The following is a 15,634-nucleotide window of genomic DNA, read 5'->3' as shown; positions in this document are numbered from 1 at the left end:
GGCCGATGGCGGCGGGCCCCCGGAGCAATGCCGGAGTGAGGGCATGCCGAGCCTAGGCGAGGCACCGAATGGCGGGGCAAAAGCCCTTGGTTACTTGGGGCTTTTCCAAGTGACTCGCTGTAAAAGCGAAACCGCCAGCCGCCGCTACCGCAGAAACGGATATGCCCCCCATCGTAAACGCCCGAAATCGAAGGCACTCAAAGCCCGGTGTAGACTGAGAACCTGTCCTCTTTCGACCAAGACAAAGGAGTGCGCCTTACCATGATCGGTGCCGAATTACTGTCTCCTGAAACCCTCACGGCGGGGTGGTTGATCTATGTTCCGGTGCTGATCTGGGCCGTTGCGCGAGCACCTTGGGTCGAACTGTTCAGCGACAGCCGCCGCCAACATCTGTTGTTCGGTACGGTGTTCGCGTTGTTCATGCTTTGGCTGGTGCGACAAGACTTCGACACCGGCGTGTCCTACCACTTTATCGGCATGACCGCCGTCACCCTGTTGCTAGACTGGCCGCTGGCAATGGTCGGCGGGTTGGTCGCGCAAGCGGGATTAGTGCTGCTCGGGCGACAAGATCTGGCGGCGATGGGGGTCAACGGCGCGCTGCTGATTCTGCTGCCGGTGCTGGTCACCGAGTGCTGCGCGATCCTGGTGGAGCGAGCGCAGCCGCGTAATCCCTTCGTATATATCTTCGTGTCCGGTTTTTTTGCAGCGGCGCTATCGGCGTTGCTGTGCCTGCTGTTGGCGCTGTGGTTGCTGTGGTTCAACGAACGTTTCGCCATGCCCTATTGGCTGGAAGATTTTGTCGGTTATCTGTGGCTGCTGATTTTCCCGGAAGCATTTATCAACGGCATGGTGGTCAGCGCGCTGGTGGTGTTTTGCCCCGAGTGGCTGGAAACGTTCAATCGCACGCGCTACCTTTCGGCGCCCTGGAAAGACGACGATCCCAAATCTTGATCCACATCAAATGCAAAAAACGCTCACGAATCCATGCTGGTGAAAACCTTCAGGAGCATCGAAATGAGTGTCTACGAATGGGCAAGGCAGGAGTTGCGCCAGAGTCTGGATGGGGCGCAGGAAGTGGGGTTTGATCCGGGGTTGAGCCTGCGCGCCTTGCTCAGTGCAGTGGTGCAACAAAGCAAGGCAGTGCGCAGCGCCGAAGACCTGGCCGATGAGTTGCGTTTTCTTGCGGAAAACCTCGATGACAGCCAGGACTACGGTTTTATGCGGCCTTGAAGATCAGTGGCGCGGGTCAAAGTCTTCGCTGAACAGTTCATCTTCGGCATCCGGGCTGACTGGAATCTTGTGTTCTTCCGACGCCCAGGCGCCCAGGTCGATCAGTTTGCAACGGTCCGAACAGAAAGGCCGGAATTTGCTCTCGGGGCTCCATTCAACAGGGGCGCCGCAGGTTGGGCATTCGACGGTTGGGGTTTGGCTCATGACTGGCCTCCACGCAAAGTAAGGTAAAAGTGATGCAGGCGTTCGACCTCGCTGTGCAGCCAGGCGAGGTCGCGGTCGTTGACCACCACCTCGTCGGCGTGGCTCACGCGGTCCTGTCGGCTGGACTGGGCCTTGAGGATCGCCTGGACCTGTTGCTCGCTGGTCTGGTCACGCTGCAGGGTGCGCTCGATCTGTAGCTGTTCCGGGGCATCGATCACCAGGACCCGTTGGGTCATGGCGTACTGCCCGGACTCGATCAGCAGCGGCGAAACCAGAATCGCGTAAGGTGATTGTGCCTTGGCCAGGTGATCGGCGATTTCCTTGGCGATCAGCGGATGCAGCAGCGCTTCAAGCCAGCGGCGCTCCTCTGGCACTTCGAAGATCAGTTTGCGCAACGCAGCGCGATCCAGTTGCCCGTCGGCTTGCAAGACGCCGGGGCCGAAGTGTTCGGCGATCTTTGCCAGCGCCGGGCGCCCCGGTTCCACCACCCAACGCGCCGCATGATCAGCGTCCACTACGTGCACGCCCAGGTCGATGAAGTGCTGGGCCGCCGCGCTTTTGCCGCTGCCGATGCCGCCGGTCATGCCGAGAATCCAGGGTTTATCCACAGGGGTATTCATTTCAAACCGACAGATTGCCAATAGAAGTCGGTTATTTGACCACCCCAGAGCAAGGCAATCCAGCCGGCAATCGCCAGAAAGGGTCCGAAGGGGATCGGTGTCGACGTTTTCTCGTTGCGCAGGCGCAGTAAAATCACCCCGATGATCGCCCCTACGAGCGATGACAGCAGGATAGTCAGGGGCAAAATCTGCCAGCCACCCCAGGCGCCGAGCATTGCCAATAACTTGAAATCACCGTGGCCGATGCCGTCCTTGCCGGTGATCAGCTTGAACAGCCAGAACACCGACCACAACGCCATATAGCCGGCCACCGCGCCCCACAATGCGTCAGGCAGGGGCACGAAGAGCTCGAAGCTGTTGACGATCAGTCCCAACCACATCAGCGGCAGCACCAGCACATCCGGCAGCAGTTGGTGCTCGGCATCGATCAGGCTCATCGTCAGCAACCCCCAGCTCAGGGCCAGCGCCATGCAGGCCTGCCAGCCGAAACCGAAATGCCACGCGATGAACGCCGAGAGCAGACCGCACGCCAGTTCGGTCAGCGGATAGCGTTTGCTGATCGCTGCCGCGCAGTTCGAGCACCGTCCCCGTAAAAACAGGTAACTGAGCAGCGGAATGTTTTCCCACGCGCGGATTCGATGGCCGCAATGAGGGCACTGGGAATGGGGCAGCAGGAGGTTGAAAGTCGGTAGCGGTGTCTCGCTTGGCAAGCCCAACACGTCATGGGCCTCCAGGCGCCATTCGCGGTCAAGCATTTTTGGCAGGCGCCAAACCACCACGTTGAGAAAGCTGCCAATCAGCAGGCCGACCACCATGGCTGCGATCACGAAAGCCGGCGGGTAGAGGGTCAGAATGTCGTTCAAGGGCATGTCAGATCGCTGAGCCGAGTTGGAAGATGGGCAGGTACATTGCAACCACCAGGCCACCGACGATAACACCCAGCACTACCATGATGAACGGCTCCATCAGGCTGGTGAGGTTATCAACCATGTTGTCCACTTCGTCCTCGTAGAAGCTCGCGACTTTGTCGAGCATGTCGTCCAGTGCGCCGGACTCTTCGCCAATGGCGGTCATCTGAATCGCCATGTTGGGAAAGATGCCGGAGGTGCGCATGGAAAAATTCAGCTGCATGCCGGTGGATACGTCCTGCTTGATACGCAGCACCGCACGCTTGAATACGATGTTGCCCGTCGCGCCGGCCACCGAATCCAGGGCTTCCACCAGCGGCACCCCGGCGGCAAAGGTGGTCGACAGTGTGCGGGCGTAACGGGCCACGGCAGACTTGTACATCAGCGTGCCAATCAACGGCAGTTTCAGTAACCAGGTGTCCATCCGGTCCCGAAAGCCCTGCGACGTTTTAAAGGCGTGGCGCACGCCGAAGATCACCGCGATCAGCACGCCAAGCATCATCCACCACCACGCCTGCATGAACTCCGACAAGCCAATGACCATCACCGTGAAAGCCGGCAATTCGGCGCCAAACCCTTTGAATACCGATTCGAACTGCGGCACCACTTTGACCAGCAATATCCCGGTCACAATGACCGCAACGAACACCACCGCCAGCGGGTAGGTCATGGCTTTCTTGATCTTGGCCTTGAGGCTTTCGCTCTTTTCCTTATAGGTCGCCACTCTCTCCAACAGGGTATCGAGAGCCCCGGCCTGCTCGCCGGCATCGACCAAGTTGCAGTAGAGCTCATCGAAGTATTGGGGCTTTTTGCGCAGGGAAGCGGCGAAGCTGTTACCCGCTGCGACTTCCTGTTTTACCTCGTCTACCAGTGTGCGCATCGCCGGGTTATCAAAGCCTTCACCGATGATGTCGAAGGACTGCAACAGCGGTACACCGGCTTTCATCATGGTCGCCATCTGCCGGGTGAACAGGGCAATGTCCTGGGCCTTGATGCGCTTGCCCATGTTGAAAATCGAAGTGGATTTCTTGCGTACCTTGCCGGGGTTGATGCCCTGCTTGCGCAACTGGGCCTTGATCAACGCCGGGGTCTGACCGCTCAACTCACCGGTCATTTTGGTACCTTTGCGATCTGTACCTTCCCAGGCGTAGACGCTGATTTTTGCTGCTTTGACCGCCATATTCAGTCCTTGGTGACCCGGTTGATTTCTTCAAGGCTGGTGATGCCTTGCATGGCCTTGAGCAGGCCCGACGTACGCAGGTCGTTGAAACCGTCCTTACGCATCTGAATGTCGATTTCCAGTGAATTGCCTTCGGCCATGATCAGCCGTTGCAGGTCCGGTGTGTTCTTCACCACCTCATAAATCCCGACTCGGCCTTTGTAACCGTTGTTGCAGTGATCGCAACCGACTGGCTCATAGATCGTGAATGAGCCGATGCGTTCCTCGGGGAAGCCTTCCTTGAGTAGCGCCTCACGGGGAATCTCGATGGATTTCTTGCAATGGCTGCACAGCTTGCGTGCCAGGCGCTGGGCAATGATCAGGCTGATCGAGGTAGCAATGTTGAACCCCTGAATGCCCATGTTGTGCAAGCGAGTCAGGGTTTCGGCGGCGCTGTTGGTGTGCAGAGTCGACAGCACCAGGTGACCGGTCTGGGCGGCTTTGATGGCGATTTCGGCGGTTTCGAGGTCGCGTATCTCGCCCACCATGATCACGTCCGGGTCCTGTCGCAGAAATGAGCGCAGCGCCTGGGCGAAGTCCATTCCCTGTTTGGGATTGACGTTGACCTGATTGATGCCTTCCATGTTGATCTCCACCGGGTCTTCGGCGGTGGAGATGTTGATGTCCACGGTATTGAGAATGTTCAGCCCGGTGTACAGCGACACGGTTTTGCCCGAGCCGGTGGGCCCGGTCACCAGAATCATCCCCTGTGGCTGCTTGAGGGCGGCCATGTACAGGTCTTTCTGATCGGGCTCATAGCCGAGGGCATCGATGCCCATTTGAGCGCTGGACGGGTCGAGGATCCGGATCACCACTTTCTCGCCCCATAGGGTCGGCAGGGTGTTGACCCGGAAGTCTATGGATTTGCTCCTGGACAGGCGCATCTTGATCCGCCCGTCCTGGGGCCGGCGCCGTTCCGAGATGTCGAGGCTGGCCATGACTTTCAGCCGCGCGGCGATGCGATTGGCCAGTTGAATCGGTGGTTTGGCGACTTCACGCAAAATACCGTCGGTACGCATCCGAACGCGGTAGGTTTTTTCATAGGGTTCGAAATGCAGGTCGGAAGAACCGCTTTTGATCGCGTCCAGCAACATTTTGTGGACGAAGCGCACCACCGGCGCGTCATCGGCATCCTGGCCGGCGATGGCGTCCTGTTTGTTGTCATCGATCGACTCGATGTCCACACCATCAAGGTCGACATCGGCCATGTCTTCCAAGCCGGTGCCTGGGGTATCGAAGAACTTTTCGATGGCGTCGCTGAGTTTATCCTCCTCCACCAGGATGGTTTCAGTGTTCAGCCCGGTGCTGAACTGGATGTCATTGATGGCTTGATGATTGGTCGGGTCGGAAACGCCCACGAACAACCTGTTGCCGCGCCGCCAGAGGGGCAGGGCGCGGTGCTGGCGGATCAGTTTCTCGCTGACCAGACCCTTTGGTTGGGTGTCATTGTCCAGGCAGTTGAGGTCGAGCAAGGTCATGCCGAAGTGTTCCGACGCGATCTCGGCGACCTGGCGGCTTTTCACCAGCTTGTTCTGCACCAGGTAGCTGACCAGGGAGGTGTGATTGCGTTGGGCTTGCTGATACGCCTGTTGCGCGCTTTTGTCAGTGAGCAGCTCGGCCAGGACCAATTGCTTGGCCAGACCGCTAAGGGCGATGTCATTCATTGGGATACCGGACGCAGACAGTTCATGACTTATAGCCTAGTCAAGCGGAGGAACCAAACCAGCGACGTTCAGGTGACAAAAAGTGTCAGATAGTGCGGATTCTGGGGGTAGGAAAGGAGTGTGTGACGCTCGCACGCCCCCCAACACGGGGCGAAGGGCTTGGCATGGGCTGTGCTGCGACTAGTTCAGATCATGAGATTTCGACTCATGCACGGAGCTTGTCTATGAATACTCAAAAAGGTTTTACTCTGATCGAGCTGTTGATCGTGGTGGCGATCATCGGGATTCTGGCGACGTTTGCGCTGCCGCAATATTCCAAGTACCAGGCGCGGGCCAAAGTCACGGCGGGTATTGCCGAAATTTCGGCGCTGAAAGTGCCTTATGAAGATGTCATTAACGCAGGGGCCGCCGATCCGACCATTGCCAACGTCAATGCGACTGTTGCTGCTACTCAGAACTGCAACCTTACGGTGACGGGGACTGTTGCCGCGGGGACCGGAACCATTGTATGTACGCTGATCAATGCCCCGGCACCTGTACTGGGCAAGACCGTTACCCTTTCTCGTAGCGCGACTGCCGGTTGGACTTGCGTAACCAATGCCGCCAAGGATTATTCGACTACTGGCTGCCCAGGCGTTTGATTTAGCGCCGGCTGCCCCCTACCTCGCCTTAATGGCGGGGTATTTTTTTGGTGCGCCAGGCATGGCGCGTTGCGCGCAAGCGCAACCAGCTGGGCTGTGGTGGCCACGCTGGTGACCTGGAGGTGAAAGTCCTCTACACACCCGGCAAGGGGAAGTGTTAGCCAGAGGCAAGGGTGTCGCGGGTGACTGCGAATCTGAAGGAAGCCCGAGGCAAAATGCTGGCCTGACGAACAGGAAGCGGATAGAGGCGGCGCAGCGGGGTAAGACGGCCAAAATCTTCAAAGTCCAGTACTTGCACGGAACGCTACGTCGTAGATCCGACAGGCATAAGCAGGTAGGTCGCGCGAATTACCCTGGGAGATGGGTGGTTGGGCGGGCTACTTCAAGCTGAGCCAAAGCAAACGGCCTTGAGGAACTGGACGGCTGGGTGCGTCACAAGCTTCGTTGTGTCGTCTGGCGTCAATGGAAGCGGCCCTCTACGAGGGCGCGCAACTTGATACGCTTGGGACTTAATGAGGCGCGGGCGTGTAAATCGGCAGTCAATGGCCGAGGCCCATGGTGGAACTCGGGAGCGCCTCATATGAATCAGGCGCTGCCGAAGAAGCTGTGGGACCGACTCGGGCTGGTCTCGATACTGGATACGATAAATCGGCTTAGCTGTGTAACCTGAACCGCCGTATACGGAACCGTACGTACGGTGGTGTGAGAGGACGGCGGATGTAAATCCGCCTCCTACTCGATTCTGGAATTTGATGGTCATCACGCCGGCAAGAAAATCCCGACAATTCATGGCTTTAGGCCTGCGTTAAAACCCGCAACTTGCATGTCGATAACAGCGAGGTCATGCAATTTGCATGATTCCGAAAATTGGTCATTCTACTAAGCTAATGATTTATAAGGATTTATTTCATGTCTCAAAGTTGGCACAGCGTTCGCAATATCTCCAGTAACCCTGCTGACAAGACACGCAGCAGACTTTATAGAAAAACAGGAGTTACTCGTATGAAGAAGTTCGCTATCGCTGCCGCTACTGCTACCGCGCTGACCCTGACCATGGCCAACGCTGCATTTGCTCAGACCCAGGCTACCCAGTCACCCATGGTTCTGGCCGCCGGTGAAGTGACCGAAGCTAAAGAAGCTACTTCCGATACCTGGATCACTACCAAAGTCAAAGCAGACCTTGTGACTGAAAAAGGCATTCCTGGTACTGACATCAAGGTTGAAACCAACAAAGGCGTTGTGTCCCTGTCGTCCACCGTTGCGGTGACAGACGCTCAGAAAGCCACCGCGGTGGCCATCACCAAGAAAATCAAAGGCGTCAAAGCGGTCTCCGCTGACGGCCTGAAAGCCGAGTAAGGCAAGACTTCTCGCCTGGACTGGGAGAAGGCGCGGCAGGCGGGCCGAGCAATACGCCTGCCTCCTCTGGAGAGTTCATGCGAAGGCCATAAGGATGTGGCCATTACAGGCCCCGGCATTCGTGTCGGGGCCTGTTCTATTGTGGATTGGTAAAAATCTGTGTAGCAGCTGGCGAAGCCTGCGGCTACAAAGAGCATGCGGGCAGGTGAAGGTTAATTCTCAGTTGCCACGCTTGCTGGTGATCTGCTTCAAACGATTACCTTCAAAACGCAGATACTGGTACATCCCGCCGCTGGGCCCGTAGGTCCATTCCTCGACTTGAAACTCTTCCCGTCGGTTAGCGCTGCGCTTGTAGCCCAACAGATCACGGCTGACCGGTTCACCGCATTTCTGCAGCACTTCACTGGACCGGTCCCCGACACTGACCAATTGACTGCCACAGCGCAGGGTATCGGCGGCCGAGGCCTGACTGGCGGCCATTGCCAGTGCCAGGCTCATCAGCCATTTCGCGCCCATCACTCGGCATCCAGATGCAGCGGTGTAACCACCCGGCCGTCACTTTCCGCTTCGCCAAGGTTAGCGTCGATGAAGTACACGCGGTCATCGGCCAACTGACCCTTGTCGACCAGATAGTCCTTGATGCTGCTGGCGCGTTCCTGACCCAGCTGGCGTAAGAGAACGTCGCTGGAACTCCAGAACTTGATCACGCCCTCGCGCATTTTTGCGGTGCGTTCTTCCTTGCCCAGGTCCTTCCATTCGGCAGGCGGCTGCGTCTTCAGGCGCGTGCGGTAGATCCCTTCCAGCAGCGAACCTTTCTCGCTGTCCGGCACTTGCAGCAGCGAGGCCTGCGCCGGCACTTTGTCACCGCGGCGCTGGAGCATTTTGTAGTAGTTATACTGGTATTCCCGTTCCAGACGTTGCTCGGCGATCAGCGGGCCATCGCTGCTTGCGGCAGCCGTGCCTTCGATTTCCAGGCGCAAGGCCGGACGTTCCTTGAGGGCCTGCGACAGTTTGACCAACGAACCCTCGGCATCCTTGCTCAGGTCGCTTGAACCTGGCGCAAACGAGACGGTGCCCAAATCCTCCGAACCCCCGCCACTGACCAGCCCGCCAATCATTTTGAACGGCGCGGCGGCGGCTTTGACGATCAGGTTGCGCAGGGTCTGCCAGACAATCGGCATGATGCTGAACTGCGGGTTGTTCAGGTCGCCGGTCACCGGCAGCTCGATGGAGATTTTGCCGTCGATGTCCTTGAGCAATGCGATCGCCAGTTTCAGCGGCAGGCTCACGGCGTCCGGACTGTCGACTTTCTCCCCCAGTTGCAACTGCTCGACCACCACTTTGTTTTCGGCCTTGAGCTGGCCCTTGGTGATCAGGTAATGCAGGTCGAGATTGAGTCGGCCCTTGCGGATGCGGTAGCCGGCGAACTTGCCGGAGTAGGGCGTCAGCGTGGTCAGTTCCACCCGTTTGAAGCTGGTGGTGATGTCGAGGCTGGCCATCGGGTCGAACGGGTTGACCGAGCCCTTGATGGTCACCGGCGCATAGCGGTCGACCTTGCCTTTGATGTCGACACTGGCCGGTTTCGCCTGACGGCTGTCGATGGTGCCGATCTGCCCGTTGAGCTGCTGCACGGCGGTGGCGAAGTTCGGGGTCAGGCTGAAGTCGGCGAAGTTGGCCGAGCCGTCATTGATGGCAATGCCGCCAATGTGGATGCCCAGCGGTTTTTCCTTGCCGGCAGGTTTGGCTGCAGCCGTTTTGGCGCCTGAGTCGGGCGGTTGCGGAATCAGCAGATCGTCGACGTTAGTGGTGCGGTCATCATTGATCATGAAGCGCGCATAAGGCTGGAACAGGGTGACCTTGTTGATCGACAGGCTGTCGCCGTGTTGATAATTCAGGCCTTCGAGCACCAACTGCTGCCACTTGAGGAAGTCGCGGGTTTTGAGGGTGTCGAGGGTATGCAGTTGATCGACCTGGGCTTTGCCTGTGACGCTGAACGCCAGCGGCTCGGTGCTTTTCAGGTCGACCGCCAGATCACTGCCAAGCATGCCGCTGCGCAGTTCCAGGCGAATGAACGGGTTGATGTAGGACTGGGCGACGCGCAGGTCGATGTCCTTGGTCTGCACGTTTAACTTGGCGCTGACGGGGGCGAGATTGACGACGCCGTCTGCCGTGATCTTGCCTTGCTTGCCCAGACCGGTGTCGAGCTTGAGGTTAAAAGGCGAGCCATTGAGGCTGTCGAAATTCTGCAGGTCCAGGTTCAGCGGGCCGACGTCCAGCGCTACGGCGGGTTGCGCCTTGCGGTCGGCCAGATGCACCTGGTAATCACGCAGTTGCACGTCTTTGAGCAGCACCTGCCAAGGTTTGCTCGGCGGCGCCGGCTCAGGCTTTGGTGAGTCGGCGGCTGCCGGGGTGCTGGCCGGCTCGGCGTTGGCTTTGACGGCCGGTTTGGACGGTTGGCTGGCGAACAGTTTCTGCCAATCGAGTTGCCCGTCGGCTTCGAGGGCGGCCCAGGTTTCCAGTTTTTGGCTGCGGATCTTGCCGACGACCACTTGCTGCTTGGCCAGGTCTACGGTCGTTTCACTGATGTCCAGCCGCTTAAGCTTCGCCAGCGGCCGACCATCTGGAGCCTTGATGTTGAAGGGGGCGATGCTGACGGCGACATTGCTCAGCAGCAGTTCGGTTTTTTTGGACAGGTTCAGCTTGTAATCGGTGCTCAGGTTCAGGGTGCCGTTTTCCAGATCCAGCGGCACCGAGTCGCGAACGTAAGGCCACCAGACTTTCATGTTGGCATCGGTGACTTTCAATTTACCTTCGGAGGCGATCGGGATCAGGCTGAAATTACCGGTCCAGTCGATCTGCCCACCGGAAGGGCCGACGGCCACCAAGGTCATGTCGGCGTTATCTTCTGGCAGGGTGCTGAGGTTCTTCAGCTCGAAATCGAGCTTGTCGTAGAGGAACTCGATGGGCTCGCGAGGGCGCGCGTCCTGGAAGTGCACATAGCCGTCGGCCAGTTTGATGCGCTCCACGCGTAGCGGGAACGGTTTGGCGTTCGGGTCGACCGGGGTCGGCTCGCTGGCGGGTATTTTGAACAGGCCGAGCAGATTGAGTTTGCCGTCCTTGCCGAAGAGGATTTCGGTCTTGGGTTTGTCTATTTCGATATCGGACAGGTGCAGTGCCTTGGTCCAGAGGCTGTCGATCTGGAGATTGGCATACAGCCGCTCGAAGCCGACCTGCTCCTTGCCCGGATCGCCGATGATCAAGCCCCACAGGGTTACTTCAAGGCTGAACGGGTTGAGTTCGATCCGCGAAATCGTGGCGGGCGTCGTCGCGTAGCTGGCCAATTGTTGGTTGGCCACCCGCAAAGCGATGCCCGGTAAAATCAGAAACCCCAGCAGGCTGTAGAGGGCTAGAGCGGTCAACAGAGCGCCAATAGCGCGAATCAATCCTTTGGGCATGTGCGGTTTCATCTGTCTGAATCGGAGTGCGTTGGAGTATGACACGCGTTTCCGGTTCCGAAGTGATCATGCTTTATAGGATTTATCTGATTTTCCGGACGTATCTCAGAGCTGCAGAATCAGCGTTTTCAGTGGCGGTTGTTGGTCCAACGACGGGAAATCACCGCCCGGTTTCATTACGGTCCATTCACGCACCGGCCGCCCGGCTTTCTCGGCACAGCGCAAAACGTGTTCGCGCCAGTCGTCCATGCTGACTTTTGCCAGGTTGTTGCAGCAGATCAGCACGCCATTGTCGGCGGTGGTCAGCAGTGCCGGCTTCAACAGGCTCTGATAGTCACGCAGCAAGTCGACGGTGCCGAAAGCGCTCTTGGCCCAGGCTGGCGGATCCAGCAGCACCAGGTCGTACTGACGCTGCTCCAGACGTTGATAGCTTGGCAGTTTCTGCCCGCGGCGCTGGCTGATCGGCAGACCGGCCAATTGGCGGATGGCCGGGAAATAGTCGGACTGGATGAAGTCCATGGTCGGCAACTGGGGATTGAGCAGACCGTTCTCACGCCCGACGGCCAGGTTGCCCTCAGCGAAATCGAGGTTGCAGACCTCGCTCGCGCCACCGGCCGCCGCACTCAAGCCGACGCCACAGGTGTAGGCGAACAGGTTCAGCACACTTTTGTTTTTACTGTGCTGCTTGACCCAGCCGCGCGTATTGCGCAGGTCGAGGAACAGCAGCGGATCCTGGCCGGCATGGCGACCGCGAACCCGGTAATTGAGCCCCCATTCGTGGCCGATCAGGTCTTGCAAGGCGGGCTCGTCGGCGCGGTAGACGGTGTCTTCACGGTCGATGCGCGAGTTGCCTCGGGAGCGATCGTTGTAGACCAGCAGCGTTTCGAGGCCCAGGTGCTGATTGATGGCTTCGTGCAAATGCAGCAACGCATCACGTTCCAGCGACTGGTGAAAGCTTTGCACCAGCAATTGCGGGCCGTAGCGGTCGATCGTCAGACCGCCGGCGCCTTCCTGGCTGCCATGGAACAGGCGATAGCAATCGGTGCCTTGCTGATGCAGTTCGGCCAGCAGGTCCTGACGACGATCGAGGGCGGCGCGCAGCGCCTGATTCAAGGAAGACATGCTGGGCGCCTTGCAGGAGGGAATTTGGCGCGGGAGTTTAACAGCTTGAGCAGAGAACCACTGATCGTTCCCACGCTCTGCGTGGGAATACCTCAACGGACGCTCCGCGTTCGGCTTTTGGGACGCAGAGCGTCCCGGGCTGCATTCCCACGCAGAGCGTGGGAACGATCAAACTTACAATAATCCCATCCGACGCCTGGCCCGGTGCATCGAGCCGTTACGCACCGCCCAACGCAGCATCGGCGTGGTGCGGTTGACGCCGGCGCGGATCAGCTTGCGTTGCAGCGGGCTCTGTTGGACACCCAGCATGTCACTGGCCCAGTCCGGCAGCAGGTCAATCCCGGCCTGCATCATCAAACCGCCGAAAGGTCTGGCTAAACGACTGGGGGAGGGGGCGTTCAGCAACAGCCGCACCACTTCGCGACTGCGTTCGTCGCACAGCAGTTGTGGGCGAATTCGTTCAAGGTAATCGGCCATTTCCTGCCGTGAACGCGGCACGTCACGGGCGCCGAGCCGTTTGGCGACCAGCGCGATTTCCGTGTAATAACGGTCCTGGTCGGCCAGGGACAGGTTCGGATTGCGGTAACGCAGGTGCGCGGCGAGGAAGTTGCTGACCTCGGCCACGTGCACCCAGGTCAGTAGATCAGGGTCACTGGCGGTATAAGGCCGGCCATCCGGTGCAGTGCCGGCCACTTGCAGGTGGATGGTGCGGACTTTCTCGATCAGCCAGTCGGCGTCCTTTCGCGAACCGAACGTGGTACCGGAAATGAACTGCCCGGTGCGGCGCAGTCGGCCAATCATGTCCTCGCGAAAATTCGAATGGTCCCAGACCCCGGCCAGGGCCAGTGGATGCAGAGCTTGCAGCATCAGGGCGCTGATGCCGCCGATCAGCATGCTGCTGAAGTCGCCGTGAACTTGCCAGCTCACTGAATCCGGCCCGAACAGGCCGGGATCGCCCTTGGGGTTTTCCAGGTCGAGCTTGCCCAGAGACAGACCGCTCAGGCTCATGATCTGGGTCTCGATGCGGGTTCGAATGAATTCCATGGCGACTCAGTGGCGAAAAAAAGGCGCGGCCATTACGGGCCGCGCTGGGAAGTTTAAAGCATGAGCTTATTGGTTCAGGCGTTTATCGACCAACTCCTGGACCACGCTCGGGTCGGCCAGGGTCGAGGTGTCGCCCAGGCTGTCCAGTTCATTGCAGGCGATCTTGCGCAGAATCCGTCGCATGATCTTGCCCGAACGGGTTTTCGGCAAGGCCGGCGCCCACTGGATCAGGTCCGGTTTGGCGAAGCTGCCGATTTCCTCGCTGACGTGAGCCAGCAGTTCTTTCTTCAGTTCGTCATTGGGCTCGGTGCCGTTCATGGGGGTGACGAAGGCGTAGATGCCCTGGCCTTTGACATCGTGGGGGTAACCGACCACGGCGGCTTCGGCGATGCTGTCGTGCAGCACCAGGGCGCTTTCCACTTCGGCGGTGCCGATGCGGTGCCCGGAGACGTTGATTACGTCGTCGATGCGTCCGGTGATCCAGTAGTCGCCGTCCTCATCGCGCCGGGCGCCGTCGCCGGTGAAATAGTAGCCGGGGTAGGGCTTGAAGTAGGTGTCGACCATTCGTTGCGGGTCGCCGTAGACGCTGCGGATCTGCGCCGGCCAGCTGGATTTGATCGCCAGCACGCCGCTGCCGGCGCCTTTTATCTCCTTGCCCGTTTCATCCAGCAACACCGGTTGCACGCCGAACATCGGTTGTGTGGCACAGCCGGGTTTGATCCGTTGCGCGCTGACCAGTGGGCTGAGCATGATGCCGCCGGTTTCGGTCTGCCACCAGGTGTCGACAATCGGGCAACGCTGCTCGCCGACGACGTTGAAGTACCAATCCCACGCTTCCGGGTTGATCGGCTCACCGACGCTGCCAAGTAGTCTGAGGCTCTCGCGAGAAGTTTCCTTCAACGGTTCGGGGCCTTCACGCATCAGCGAACGCAAGGCAGTCGGGGCGGTATAGAAAATGTTCACTTGGTGCTTATCGATCACCTGCCAGAAGCGCGAGCTGCTCGGGTAGCTCGGCACGCCTTCGAATATCAGCGTGGTCGCGCCGTTGGCCAGCGGGCCGTAGACGATGTAGCTGTGGCCGGTGACCCAACCGACATCGGCGGTGCACCAAAAGACTTCGTTGTCGCGGTAGTCGAGCACGTACTTGAAGGTCATCGCCGCTTGCAGCAGGTAGCCGCCGGTGGTGTGCAACACACCTTTGGGTTTGCCGGTGCTGCCGGAGGTGTAGAGGATAAACAGCGGGTCTTCGGCGTCCATCGGCTCAGGCGGGCAATCGTCGCTGACGTCGCGCAGCGCCTGGTGATACCAGATGTCCCGGCCCTCGACCCAGTCCACTTCACCCTGAGTGCGCTCGACCACGATGACAGTGCTGACGTTCGGACAACTTTGCAGCGCCTGGTCGACTTTCTGCTTGAGCGGCACGAATTTACCACCGCGCACGCCTTCATCGGCGGTGATCACAGTGCGGCAGTCGGCATCGAGAATCCGGTCACGCACGGAGTCCGGAGAGAAACCACCGAACACCACCGAATGCACCGCACCAATGCGCGTGCAGGCGAGCATGGCGTAGGCGGCTTCGGGGATCATCGGCATGTAGATGCACACGCGATCGCCTTTCTTCACGCCACGGCTTTTGAGCACGTTGGCCAGGCGACAGACGTTGTGATGGAGTTTTTTGTAGGTGATCTGCGCGGATTCGGCAGGGTCGTCGCCTTCCCAGATGATCGCGATTTGATCGCCGCGCTTTTTTAGGTGACGGTCAATGCAGTTGTAACTGACATTTAACGTTCCGCCAGCGAACCAGCTTGCCTCACCGGTTTTCAGGTTATAGCGCTGGACGGTCTCCCACGGCGTACTCCAGTCGAGAAAACGTGTGGCCTGCTCGGCCCAGAAGGTGCTGGGATGATCGATGGATTGGCGGTACAGGCGCTTGTAGTCGTCTTGACTTAATTGTGCGGCCCGGCGGACGGCATCGGCTTGGGGGAACGTGCTGATATCGAACATGACGGTTCCTTATTCTTGTTTTGCGACAAGATCTAAAGATGCGCCGAGTGGGGAGAGGGTTCAAGACTTGAAAACAAACACAACCCTGTAGGAGCGAACGGTGCGGCGATCCGACTTGCTCGCGAAGAACGATAACTCGGTGTACCTGATACACCGAGCCGCCTTCT

General features: G+C 58.9%; 14 protein-coding genes and 1 pseudogene. 5 read left to right on the top strand and 10 right to left on the bottom strand.

What is annotated here, in order from left to right; genetic code table 11:
* Positions 1 to 261 precede the first annotated feature (261 nt).
* Entirely contained in the window at positions 262 to 951 is a 690-nt protein-coding gene (locus QK293_RS24075; RefSeq protein WP_282381869.1) for an energy-coupling factor ABC transporter permease, read from the top strand.
* 63 nt (positions 952 to 1,014) lie between these two features.
* Positions 1,015 to 1,230: a hypothetical protein gene (locus QK293_RS24070; protein ID WP_033054332.1), complete on the top strand. Its 216-nt coding sequence runs from the start codon at positions 1,015 to 1,017 to the stop codon at positions 1,228 to 1,230.
* 3 nt (positions 1,231 to 1,233) lie between these two features.
* On the opposite strand, the gene yacG is transcribed toward QK293_RS24070, so the two are convergent.
* The 5 genes from yacG to pilB are packed head-to-tail and all read right to left on the bottom strand — an operon-like array spanning position 1,234 to position 5,845.
* Positions 1,234 to 1,434 carry a DNA gyrase inhibitor YacG gene (gene yacG / locus QK293_RS24065; RefSeq protein ID WP_223485972.1) on the bottom strand — a complete coding sequence of 67 codons (201 nt, stop codon included), beginning with the start codon at positions 1,432 to 1,434 and terminating at the stop codon, positions 1,234 to 1,236.
* Positions 1,431 to 2,054, bottom strand: a complete 624-nt coding sequence (coaE, locus tag QK293_RS24060; protein WP_282381856.1) for a dephospho-CoA kinase — start codon at positions 2,052 to 2,054, stop codon at positions 1,431 to 1,433. The genes yacG and coaE overlap by 4 nt, the downstream gene beginning before the upstream one ends.
* Positions 2,051 to 2,923: an A24 family peptidase gene (locus QK293_RS24055; RefSeq protein ID WP_282381854.1), complete on the bottom strand. Its 873-nt coding sequence runs from the start codon at positions 2,921 to 2,923 to the stop codon at positions 2,051 to 2,053. The genes coaE and QK293_RS24055 overlap by 4 nt, the downstream gene beginning before the upstream one ends.
* Position 2,924: 1 nt before the next feature.
* Complete coding sequence (locus QK293_RS24050; protein WP_282381852.1) at positions 2,925 to 4,142, bottom strand: type II secretion system F family protein; 1,218 nt, start codon at positions 4,140 to 4,142, stop codon at positions 2,925 to 2,927.
* A gap of 2 nt (positions 4,143 to 4,144) precedes the next feature.
* Positions 4,145 to 5,845 carry a type IV-A pilus assembly ATPase PilB gene (gene pilB, locus QK293_RS24045; RefSeq protein ID WP_282381850.1) on the bottom strand — a complete coding sequence of 567 codons (1,701 nt, stop codon included), beginning with the start codon at positions 5,843 to 5,845 and terminating at the stop codon, positions 4,145 to 4,147.
* A gap of 224 nt (positions 5,846 to 6,069) precedes the next feature.
* Here pilB and QK293_RS24040 point away from each other — a divergent pair, with 224 nt between their 5' ends.
* The 3 genes and pseudogenes from QK293_RS24040 (at position 6,070) to QK293_RS24030 (ending at position 7,842) form a co-directional block, all read left to right on the top strand.
* Positions 6,070 to 6,486, top strand: a complete 417-nt coding sequence (locus QK293_RS24040; RefSeq protein WP_282381847.1) for a pilin — start codon at positions 6,070 to 6,072, stop codon at positions 6,484 to 6,486.
* Between the two features lie 366 nt (positions 6,487 to 6,852).
* A pseudogene (locus tag QK293_RS24035) lies at positions 6,853 to 7,156 on the top strand (group II intron maturase-specific domain-containing protein); the annotation flags it as partial.
* A gap of 332 nt (positions 7,157 to 7,488) precedes the next feature.
* Entirely contained in the window at positions 7,489 to 7,842 is a 354-nt protein-coding gene (locus QK293_RS24030) for a BON domain-containing protein (protein WP_282381845.1), read from the top strand.
* Between the two features lie 219 nt (positions 7,843 to 8,061).
* On the opposite strand, the gene QK293_RS24025 is transcribed toward QK293_RS24030, so the two are convergent.
* From QK293_RS24025 to acs, 5 genes are all read right to left on the bottom strand, one after another.
* The gene (locus QK293_RS24025) at positions 8,062 to 8,358 is read right to left on the bottom strand and encodes a DUF2845 domain-containing protein (protein ID WP_282381843.1); all 297 of its coding nucleotides are present in this window, start codon (positions 8,356 to 8,358) and stop codon (positions 8,062 to 8,064) included.
* On the bottom strand, positions 8,358 to 11,309 hold the full coding sequence (locus tag QK293_RS24020; RefSeq protein ID WP_282381841.1) for a DUF748 domain-containing protein: 2,952 nt from the start codon (positions 11,307 to 11,309) through the stop codon (positions 8,358 to 8,360). The genes QK293_RS24025 and QK293_RS24020 overlap by 1 nt, the downstream gene beginning before the upstream one ends.
* 93 nt (positions 11,310 to 11,402) lie before the next feature.
* Positions 11,403 to 12,419, bottom strand: a complete 1,017-nt coding sequence (locus QK293_RS24015; protein WP_282381838.1) for a class I SAM-dependent methyltransferase — start codon at positions 12,417 to 12,419, stop codon at positions 11,403 to 11,405.
* A gap of 174 nt (positions 12,420 to 12,593) precedes the next feature.
* Positions 12,594 to 13,463 carry an oxygenase MpaB family protein gene (locus QK293_RS24010; protein WP_282381835.1) on the bottom strand — a complete coding sequence of 290 codons (870 nt, stop codon included), beginning with the start codon at positions 13,461 to 13,463 and terminating at the stop codon, positions 12,594 to 12,596.
* A gap of 66 nt (positions 13,464 to 13,529) precedes the next feature.
* Positions 13,530 to 15,467, bottom strand: coding sequence for an acetate--CoA ligase (acs, locus tag QK293_RS24005; protein ID WP_282381833.1), 1,938 nt, complete (start codon positions 15,465 to 15,467; stop codon positions 13,530 to 13,532).
* Between the last annotated feature and the right edge of the window lie 167 nt (positions 15,468 to 15,634).

This window comes from Pseudomonas sp. AL03 (assembly GCF_029960815.1).
Classification (GTDB): domain Bacteria; phylum Pseudomonadota; class Gammaproteobacteria; order Pseudomonadales; family Pseudomonadaceae; genus Aquipseudomonas.
This window is presented reverse-complemented; position numbering and strand designations above follow the sequence as displayed.

What these genes read in the sequence shown, in the direction of transcription:
- QK293_RS24040 (WP_282381847.1), top strand. Translation starts at nt 6,070, where the DNA reads ATGAATACTCAAAAAGGTTTTACTCTGATCGAGCTGTTGATCGTGGTG.
- QK293_RS24015 (WP_282381838.1), bottom strand. Translation starts at nt 12,419, where the DNA reads ATGTCTTCCTTGAATCAGGCGCTGCGCGCCGCCCTCGATCGTCGTCAG.
- acs (WP_282381833.1), bottom strand. Translation starts at nt 15,467, where the DNA reads ATGTTCGATATCAGCACGTTCCCCCAAGCCGATGCCGTCCGCCGGGCC.
- QK293_RS24030 (WP_282381845.1), top strand. Translation starts at nt 7,489, where the DNA reads ATGAAGAAGTTCGCTATCGCTGCCGCTACTGCTACCGCGCTGACCCTG.
- coaE (WP_282381856.1), bottom strand. Translation starts at nt 2,054, where the DNA reads ATGAATACCCCTGTGGATAAACCCTGGATTCTCGGCATGACCGGCGGC.
- QK293_RS24050 (WP_282381852.1), bottom strand. Translation starts at nt 4,142, where the DNA reads ATGGCGGTCAAAGCAGCAAAAATCAGCGTCTACGCCTGGGAAGGTACA.
- QK293_RS24025 (WP_282381843.1), bottom strand. Translation starts at nt 8,358, where the DNA reads ATGGGCGCGAAATGGCTGATGAGCCTGGCACTGGCAATGGCCGCCAGT.
- QK293_RS24075 (WP_282381869.1), top strand. Translation starts at nt 262, where the DNA reads ATGATCGGTGCCGAATTACTGTCTCCTGAAACCCTCACGGCGGGGTGG.
- QK293_RS24020 (WP_282381841.1), bottom strand. Translation starts at nt 11,309, where the DNA reads ATGAAACCGCACATGCCCAAAGGATTGATTCGCGCTATTGGCGCTCTG.
- pilB (WP_282381850.1), bottom strand. Translation starts at nt 5,845, where the DNA reads ATGAATGACATCGCCCTTAGCGGTCTGGCCAAGCAATTGGTCCTGGCC.
- yacG (WP_223485972.1), bottom strand. Translation starts at nt 1,434, where the DNA reads ATGAGCCAAACCCCAACCGTCGAATGCCCAACCTGCGGCGCCCCTGTT.
- QK293_RS24070 (WP_033054332.1), top strand. Translation starts at nt 1,015, where the DNA reads ATGAGTGTCTACGAATGGGCAAGGCAGGAGTTGCGCCAGAGTCTGGAT.
- QK293_RS24055 (WP_282381854.1), bottom strand. Translation starts at nt 2,923, where the DNA reads ATGCCCTTGAACGACATTCTGACCCTCTACCCGCCGGCTTTCGTGATC.
- QK293_RS24010 (WP_282381835.1), bottom strand. Translation starts at nt 13,463, where the DNA reads ATGGAATTCATTCGAACCCGCATCGAGACCCAGATCATGAGCCTGAGC.